Annotated in this window: 6 protein-coding genes and 1 pseudogene; all 7 read right to left on the reverse strand. The window is 39.2% G+C overall.

The annotated features are described in order from the left end of the window. Positions 1-158 precede the first annotated feature (158 nt). A complete protein-coding gene (locus DOT_RS00885; protein ID WP_009612894.1) occupies positions 159-1,322 on the reverse strand; it encodes a hypothetical protein in 1,164 nt (387 codons plus the stop codon). An 83-nt stretch (positions 1,323-1,405) separates the two neighbouring features. Beyond that, positions 1,406-2,938 (reverse strand): ATP-binding protein, encoded by a 1,533-nt coding sequence (locus DOT_RS00890; RefSeq protein ID WP_009612895.1) that lies wholly within the window; start codon positions 2,936-2,938, stop codon positions 1,406-1,408. 508 nt (positions 2,939-3,446) lie between these two features. After that, positions 3,447-3,815, reverse strand: a complete 369-nt coding sequence (locus DOT_RS00895) for a CbiX/SirB N-terminal domain-containing protein (protein ID WP_009612897.1) — start codon at positions 3,813-3,815, stop codon at positions 3,447-3,449. A gap of 297 nt (positions 3,816-4,112) precedes the next feature. Next, positions 4,113-4,889, reverse strand: a complete 777-nt coding sequence (locus tag DOT_RS00900; RefSeq protein WP_050809798.1) for a GTP-binding protein — start codon at positions 4,887-4,889, stop codon at positions 4,113-4,115. A gap of 358 nt (positions 4,890-5,247) precedes the next feature. Continuing rightward, positions 5,248-6,192, reverse strand: coding sequence for a protein translocase subunit SecF (gene secF / locus DOT_RS00905; protein ID WP_009612900.1), 945 nt, complete (start codon positions 6,190-6,192; stop codon positions 5,248-5,250). Then, positions 6,164-7,435: a protein translocase subunit SecD gene (gene secD / locus DOT_RS00910; protein ID WP_009612901.1), complete on the reverse strand. Its 1,272-nt coding sequence runs from the start codon at positions 7,433-7,435 to the stop codon at positions 6,164-6,166. Before secD ends, secF begins: the two co-directional genes overlap by 29 nt. Before the next feature lie 15 nt (positions 7,436-7,450). Continuing rightward, positions 7,451-8,009 (reverse strand): annotated as a pseudogene (locus tag DOT_RS00915) (hypothetical protein); the annotation flags it as partial.

Here is an 8,009-nt window from a genome sequence, read left to right on the forward strand (position 1 = left end):
TATAATCCTACCAATGCGTCACAGTTTATGGGGAGTTAGTTGAAGTTCATTATCCTTCATTTGCTAAAAGCAGAAAAATTCCACCCCTAAATCATTTCAATCATAGGGTTTATTGTAGAGTATCAAATTAAAGTTACGATTTTTTTGAGGGTTCAGAATTAAATAATACTATTAAGAAGTCTTACGGCTTCTTCTTTATGCTGTTTTGCATAATGAGCATCTGGGGTTCTGATCAGCACTTCATCAAAGCATTTGATGCTATTCATTAATGCTTCCCTTGCCTCAGTGATAGATCCATTTGATTTAGATATCTGGGCAATTTGCAAGTATGTAAGACCTTTTTCATTAAAAGCGTAGATATAATTGCCATTCGAAACCTGAATTGCCTGGTCCATTAGATCCAGTGCTTTTATATATGAATTTCCAGCCTGTCCAATATTACCCATTCGGACATTCATATCACCCATAACTCTGTTGGCACATCCAAGTCTATTATAGGCACTAGCCTGTTCTGGAACTTCGTTAATAACGTACTCAAAGGTTTTAACAGTTAACTCAAAACTAGCGAGAGCATCGACAAACTGACCATTTTCAATTTGTAAATTCATTAGGTCAACTGCCGCATGTCCTCTATTTATATAAGCCGTTATAAAACTAGGTGAAAGCTCGATAATTTGGCTATAGATACCAATCGCCGTATTATAATTATCCTTAGCCTCAACAACATTACTTTTCTTCTCGTAGTATTCAGCCAGCCTTTTATGGGTAAAGGCTTTATCATGAGATATATTAATATATTCTATATTTGTTGATAATTCCAAGGCCCGCTCCAGTGAATTTAATGCTTGCTGATAGTAGTTTCCCGCCTGATGATAATATTCGTTAATTGAATATAATTCACCTATTTTTTCTTGAGCCTGTCCTAAAGCTCCATACAAAGGTCCGTGATCAGGATTCTTTCTAAGAGCCTCAATACAGATTGTTATAGCCTCTTGATAACTTTCCTTCGCTTCTTCATTACGAGATAAAAAGACCTGAAATTTCCCCAATCGCGTAAGCATTAGTACATAACGGCAAATGACATCCAAGGACTCTCTAGATGACATCATATTATAGTATTCTTTAGATTTTTGATAGTATTGTAGAACTACTTCATTTGATAAGCCAATTAATTGAGCATAATCCTGATAACAGTAGGCTAAAAGCATTGAAGTATTGTCTCCAGGGGTCTTTAGGTTAATTTCTTCACATGTGCTAATTGCTTGATCCAAAAAGTAAGCAGCCTTTTGGAACCTGCCCTGGAGGCGGTTTAAAACACCCAATTCATAACAGATTTCCCCTAATTGAAGGGTTTTTCCCTGGTATGACTTTGAGATAATTGACAATAGGTGTTCATATAGTGAAATTAATAAATCCCACTGACCACCACCTTTAAAAAAAATGCTTTTCCTGAAAACCAGGTAAATAATTTGTCATATTCCTTAGTTAGTTCCAATTGGTAAAAGGCTTCGGTAAGTGCTAGCTTTTCATTTTCGGAGATATTTTTTATGTTGATTGCCTCAAGTTGCCTGTTAAAGTACTCGAAAATAGATTCATTGACTTCTTTAAAAACAATCGGTGTTTCTTGCTGGATATTATCTACTAAACTTTGTCTCATGAGATCATGCATATTCCATCTAAGTTGCCCGTCCCATTGACTAATAAAAGAAAACCGAAATAGGTTGCCATATTCTGTGAAGGGATATCCTGTTTTGAATTGGGCAACTAGTTCTGCAAACAAACTGTAATCCCAGGATCTGGGTATAGAAAGGATTTTTAATGTTGCTAGCTCTGCCAAGCTCAGGTATTGAATGAAACGAGTAAAGACTTCCTTGGGTGTCTTGGCAAAATCCTCTGGTGTAGGTATTACCTGTCTATTAATAATTTCTCTGTAGGTATCAACAGAGATGTCCAGATAAAGAGGAACTCCCTTACTTCCCTCAATTATTGCATAACGAATATCTTTCTCTCTGATACCACAAGAGTCTAAATAATATTCCGCATCACCTTTGGCTAGACTCCCTATTAAATGTTGCTCAAGCACCTTAGCCCACTCGGCTTTATCTTCCACCCATCGGAGTTTTTCCCGTCCGGAAATCACCCAAAGAATTTGAGGTAAGTTAATAATTAACTCTCGAACCCACTTATCTTGCTCAAGTATAGTGCCTTGTTTTTTTATTTCCCAAAGAGCTTCGTAGGTATCAAAGAAAATCACGGCACCTACGCTGTGCTGGTTTCTATTTAGATAACGTTTCAAATCCTTGGCCCAGTAATAGGGCAGAAGTTTAACGAGTTTAGTTTGATCTAATTTTTCAATAATTGCAATGTCTTCCTTAATATTTGCAGCCCATTGTTCATACTTTGTTTGGCCTTTAGTCACAAGTTTAATAAACTTAGGAACTAAGCCTATTACGGGCACATCCCCACACATATCAATAATGTCAGCTACTAATTCTCCTTCTTCTAAAAAAGGTAAATCTCTAATCTGAATTGGTATGTGAGGTTCTAACTTTTTCTTATGTACAGCAAAAGCAAGATCGAAGGTTGGAAATGGTATTCTTCCCTTTATACTTTGGTTTAGTGATTCCCGCAGGATAAATAAGGCATCGTCCTGAGCGCAATGTATTAGCTCTTTAAAATCTATTAAGGCAGTTGGTTTACCAGGATCTAAATCCTTTAGCTGTCGCCTCAATTCCGTGAGTAAACTGGTTTTTCCTATACCGCCTACCCCATAATAAACAAGAACCTTATGACCCTGTCCTTTTTCTTTAAGAACTCTGTGAAAGGCAGCTTGAAACTCCTCCCGATCGGTAAATTGCTTGCTAGCATTGGTACAAAACTTCTCAGGAGTATATTCAGGTTCTAAAAATTTTTCAGGGCTAAAGTCAGGCTCAAACAACAAATAACCCCCATTCTAAAGATTAATTCAGATACTATTGTAATCTGTAAGAATTTTTCCTTCATAAATCCTAGTATAATATAGTATAGCTACGTTTTTCTACTCAGATTCTTTATAGCCTTGCTAATCAGCAAAGAATGCTAACTGACGCCAACTTGAACTACACATAATAGAAAAACACTAAACCGCTGGCGCGGTGGTTTCCGTAGCATATCTCTTACTGTTCAAGCAAATATTCCTATTAGCTCTTATGAAGCTTTGCATCTCCTGTAAAACTATTTTGCAGGAGATGATTGAATATGACAAAAGAAGAAGCTGTCAGAGCCCAAGAAAAAATGAACAAATGCCAGAGCGTTAAGAATAGCGCTCTGACATTTGTTCACCGATCCCCTCGTCATACTTTTACGTCCAGTTAGCTAGAATTTCACCAGACGGTATTAACCAAACAGGAGAGCCGTTTGTATCGCAAACGATCCCGTATTAATTCCATAAGGATTAGTCAGAAAATTTATGTCCCAATGGCCTCCTTAATACGCGAGTATGCCAAATTGGCTATGATATCATCTGCTCCTAATTCTTTGGCAACTATAATTTCAACTTGAGGAAATTGTCCCTTAATGTCCTTAATTTCTTCATAAATGCCTGTACTAACATACATCCCACGAAATAAGAACAAGGGCATGATGATGATGTGGGTTGCCCCACTTAATATTTTTACTATAATAGCACTCGACAAGTCCGGTGTACCACGAGACACAAAAGCGGGGGTAACCGGCCTATCGAGAAGGTGAGTAACCTTATTAGCCACCTCAACAAGTCCTTGATTCGCTTCTGAGCTTCGACTGCCATGTCCCACTAAGATTATTTCCGTTTGCATTACTCCTCCTCCATCCTCATTCTTAGTCTATTGATCCACACTTAGACACCTCAAGGTAATTTCGATTAGCTTACTATGTATTTATAAAATATTTAATGCAAATGCAAGGCATTTGCATTTATGTTTAATAGTATACACATTTATTTTTTTGTCAATACATATCTTTTTAAATAGTGTATCCCCAATTAACAGAGTGCTCTGATCAGGATTATCCATCTTTATTTTCTCTCTAGATAAAGAAATAATTCAAGAAAAACAAAGTTGCCAAATCATCGAAATGATTTAGTAAGTTATCATTCACACCAGTGGTTTTTGGTCCTTATTATTACGTGAGTCTTTATGGAATTGTACTAAGCTAAATTTAGCCATAGTTCCTAAAAATCCATTAATAATGATGTTCACAGGACTTTGGCGATAGACTTGGCAGTAGATATCTTCGGCTTGTTTCGTTTCATAGATCTTTACGCCGGGATTGATGTTATAGATAAGTTGCCTTAAACGATAATAATCATCATCGGAGCGCACATTCCGCAAAATCATGAAATCGCAGCTCGCAATTTGCTCTGACAACCCACTGCCTTGAATACGGAGCAATCCCTCCAGCATTTTAGCATCTGCCATATGAATGACCTTCTCAATACGGCATATATTCTTCAATGACGGATGCAGAATCAACGTCTGCAGTTGTTCAAAGGGTGTAACGCTATTCCATTCAATCCAGATTTCACCGAACCTTCGATCAAGCAAATAGCTATGCATTTTTTCTGAGATTTGCTCCGAATGTTCTTCTAAGGCCTTTTTGGGGAAATTTATCACATAACAGTTGTGAAACTTGCTCCGGAAATCCGCTTCACCGCATTCAAACTGGATCACGAGTATTTGTATATCCTGCGCTTCCCTTTTGTTAAGCAGTCTTTTGTTAAGCAGTCTTTTGTTAAGCAGATTGTTTAATGCTGTTGTTTTTCCAGCGCCCAGAAACCCGGTTATAACATAGATAGGTATATACCAAAACATCACTCCCCGCAAAAGAGGCCAACCAACTCCTGCCGGTTCAAATCTCGCCCGATAATACATAGCATATTGCCCCTGGCATCACAGTTTATGATCTTTAAATGTCCGGGGAGATATTGGAGATTCATATATCCGTTTGTTCCGCGAAGAATGCCTTTGGCACGCAAGACCCTCCCTTTGGCCTTGTGTTCCATATAAGGGGTAGGGCCAACTAAATGACGTAAAACCTATGCTAAGATGATATATGGTAAACAATCCTTTTTAACGTCATTAAGTCCGATAATTGCGATTACAAAAGCAATAGCCCCCTCATTCCTCTTTGAACAAGAAAGGCCATTTACTCTTAGGGACGTTCTTTTTCTCACATCTGTATTGGACCTGTAAAAGAGCTTAAACGCCAACCTTTCATTTGTATTAGGGCTTAAGTACGAACCGCCTTACCGCCTTTACCTCGTGTATGCTTCATATGTTTCTTGATTTCTACGAGTATCTGGCTAGCATTAAAGATCGAAGAATATGCTCCACTGAATACCCCAATTAGCATAGCCAAAGAGAAGACTTTTGTCGATTCACCACCTAGGATAAATATTGAGAACAAGGCGATCAGAACCGTTATGACCGTATTGACGGATCGGTGCATGGTCTGCCAGACTGACTTATTAACCATGTCCTCATAACTGTCTCGACGCTTCATCTTGGCTTCATTCTCACGAATTCGGTCAAAGATAACCACAGTATCGTTTATGGAGTAACCAAAGATTGTCAAGACTGCCGCCACAAACGTCGAATCGATTTGCCATTGAAACAACGAGAAAAGGCCCACGACTACTAAAACATCATGTAATAGAGCGATAATCCCGGAGATAGCAAAGACAAACTGAAACCTAAACGAAATATAGGCGATCATTAATCCAATGGCAATGATCAAAGCTTTAAAAGCGTTTCGGGTCAGTTCTTGCCCCATCGCCGGGCCTACTAAGTCAACCTTAAGAGTCGTTTTCTCATACTCTCCAACCTTGGTTTGCAAAGCCGTCATTAATTCGTTTTGTTTAGCTTGGTCAAGTGCAGTGGTTCTTATCAAAGCTGTATTTCCATTGGACAGCTGCACCGGGCCTTCAAGCCCAACAGATTTCATAGTATCTGTAATAGCAGTCTGGGTGACAGGCTTCTTGAACGTCATCTCAATCATCGTCCCGCCTTTAAAATCAATCCCTAAATTCAACCCCTGCATGAAGAGGGAAATAATTCCTGGAACAATAACCAATAACGAAAGAGCAAACCACCAATACCGTTTCTTAACAATATTAAAATAGAGTGGATGTATCTTTTGCACTTCATCATAAGCCGCTGGATGCCCTTTTTCCATTATGCCTCCCTCCTAACGCCAAACCATGTTGTCTTAATTTGGGACTGATACCCACGACTAAACGTAACACGAGCCGCGTAAACGTAATCGCGGTAAACAAACTAGCAATAATCCCGACACCTAAGGTCAGCGCGAATCCTCTGATAGAACCAGTTCCGAAATAATAAAGGGTCATCGCAGCTATGAACGTCGTAACATGGGCATCAATAACCGTAATAAAGGCCCGGCTAAACCCGGATTCTACCCCAGCCCTTAGGGATTTCCCGGCCCGAACTTCATCTTTAATACGTTCATAGATAATGATATTAAAGTCCACGGCCATCCCAATGGAAAGGATAAAACCTGCGATGCCCGGTAGCGTAAGTACCACTCGAAACATCCAAAAAATCCAAAGGACAATTAGGCTATATACGATCAAGGAGAAATCGGCCACAACCCCCGGTAACCTATAGCAAACAAACATAAAGAGAAAGATAAAGATTAAACCATAAATTCCAGCCTTAATGCTTTTGTGTAAGGAGTCAATCCCTAAAGATGCTCCCACCTGACGCTTCTCAGCAACGCTCATGCTCACCGGCAATGAACCGGAACGCATGAGGACGGCATCTTTAGCTGCAGCCTCCAATGTTGTATAATTGTCAATCTGCGCTTGTCCACTGAGAATGGGTACTGCTACTTTTGGATTTTTTAGAAGTTTGTCATCCAAATATATGCCAATTTGTTGTCCGAGATACTTGGTAGTTAAATCCCCAAACTTTATAGTCCCATCATGTGAGAATGTTAAGTTAACGACAAAGCTACCGGCATTGGTGGGGTCCAGGCCGGCCTTGGCATCAGATAGTTCATCCCCTTGCAACACAATATTTCCTTGGGGGTCCCTAAATGTTAACTTTGCAGTGGTTTTTAAAATATCCACGGCTTTATCAGGGTCGGAAACCCCCGCTAAATCGATAACCATCCGTTTATTAACATAGTCTGTTTGGACTATAGGTTCAGATACCCCCAAGTCATTGACCCGTTTCGCGATGATCGCTTTTGCTTTGTCCATATCGTCGTTAGTAATCGGAGTGCCGTTTTTATTTGGCTCAGCTTGTAATACCAAGTGCACTCCACCACGTAGATCAAGTCCCAAGGGGATGCCCTTCGCGGGATCGGGATTCGTAAGGGGTTTAATCGATAGAGCTACAGTTGCTGCCACTAGTAGCACTAGCGTTACTAGTTTGATAATGTTTCCCCGTCTCATCCACTTTCCTCCTTGTTAATATGATGGGGTTTGCCTATGCCAAAACTTATTGTCATACCAGGTTTGTGCAAGTGTCATTCTTGCAATGATCAGAAGTCTTAGATACGATTCTAATTCGTTGACTTGATTAAACAGAAAACATCCTGCAAATGTTTCTAAAAAGAAGACATTTACACCTACTTTTTTTGAAGTAGCAGCAGCGGCTAACTGGGTATTATCGCTAATGGCAGCATGTTTAATTACGTCGTCCGCATTCTTTTCAATCACTTTATTACTCTTATCCAAAATAATCACTGTTTTAATGGTGTTTATCAATTCCATGGCAGAAGACTTTACATTCCCTGATTGGATCAATGTTGTTCCAAATATCACAGAAAGTGCACATATAAAGGCTATAAAGTAATGTTTATAGCTTGTTTTATAAGTCTTACGTGCTTGCTTCTTTTCAAGACCGGCAAGAATTAGTGTGAAAGTTTCTTCCGACGATTCTATTTCGTTTGTTTTACAAAAAAGTGCCCTTTTGATTTTGTCATCGAGTTCATGCATTTCCATTAAGCCCATACTCCTTTCTTTT

Source organism: Desulfosporosinus sp. OT (assembly GCF_000224515.1).
Lineage (GTDB): Bacteria > Bacillota > Desulfitobacteriia > Desulfitobacteriales > Desulfitobacteriaceae > Desulfosporosinus.

Excerpts from the sequence above, each read along its gene's own strand:
- DOT_RS00895 (WP_009612897.1), bottom strand. The coding sequence starts at position 3,815 with ATGCAAACGGAAATAATCTTAGTGGGACATGGCAGTCGAAGCTCAGAA.
- DOT_RS00900 (WP_050809798.1), bottom strand. The coding sequence starts at position 4,889 with ATGTATTATCGGGCGAGATTTGAACCGGCAGGAGTTGGTTGGCCTCTT.
- secF (WP_009612900.1), bottom strand. The coding sequence starts at position 6,192 with ATGGAAAAAGGGCATCCAGCGGCTTATGATGAAGTGCAAAAGATACAT.
- secD (WP_009612901.1), bottom strand. The coding sequence starts at position 7,435 with ATGAGACGGGGAAACATTATCAAACTAGTAACGCTAGTGCTACTAGTG.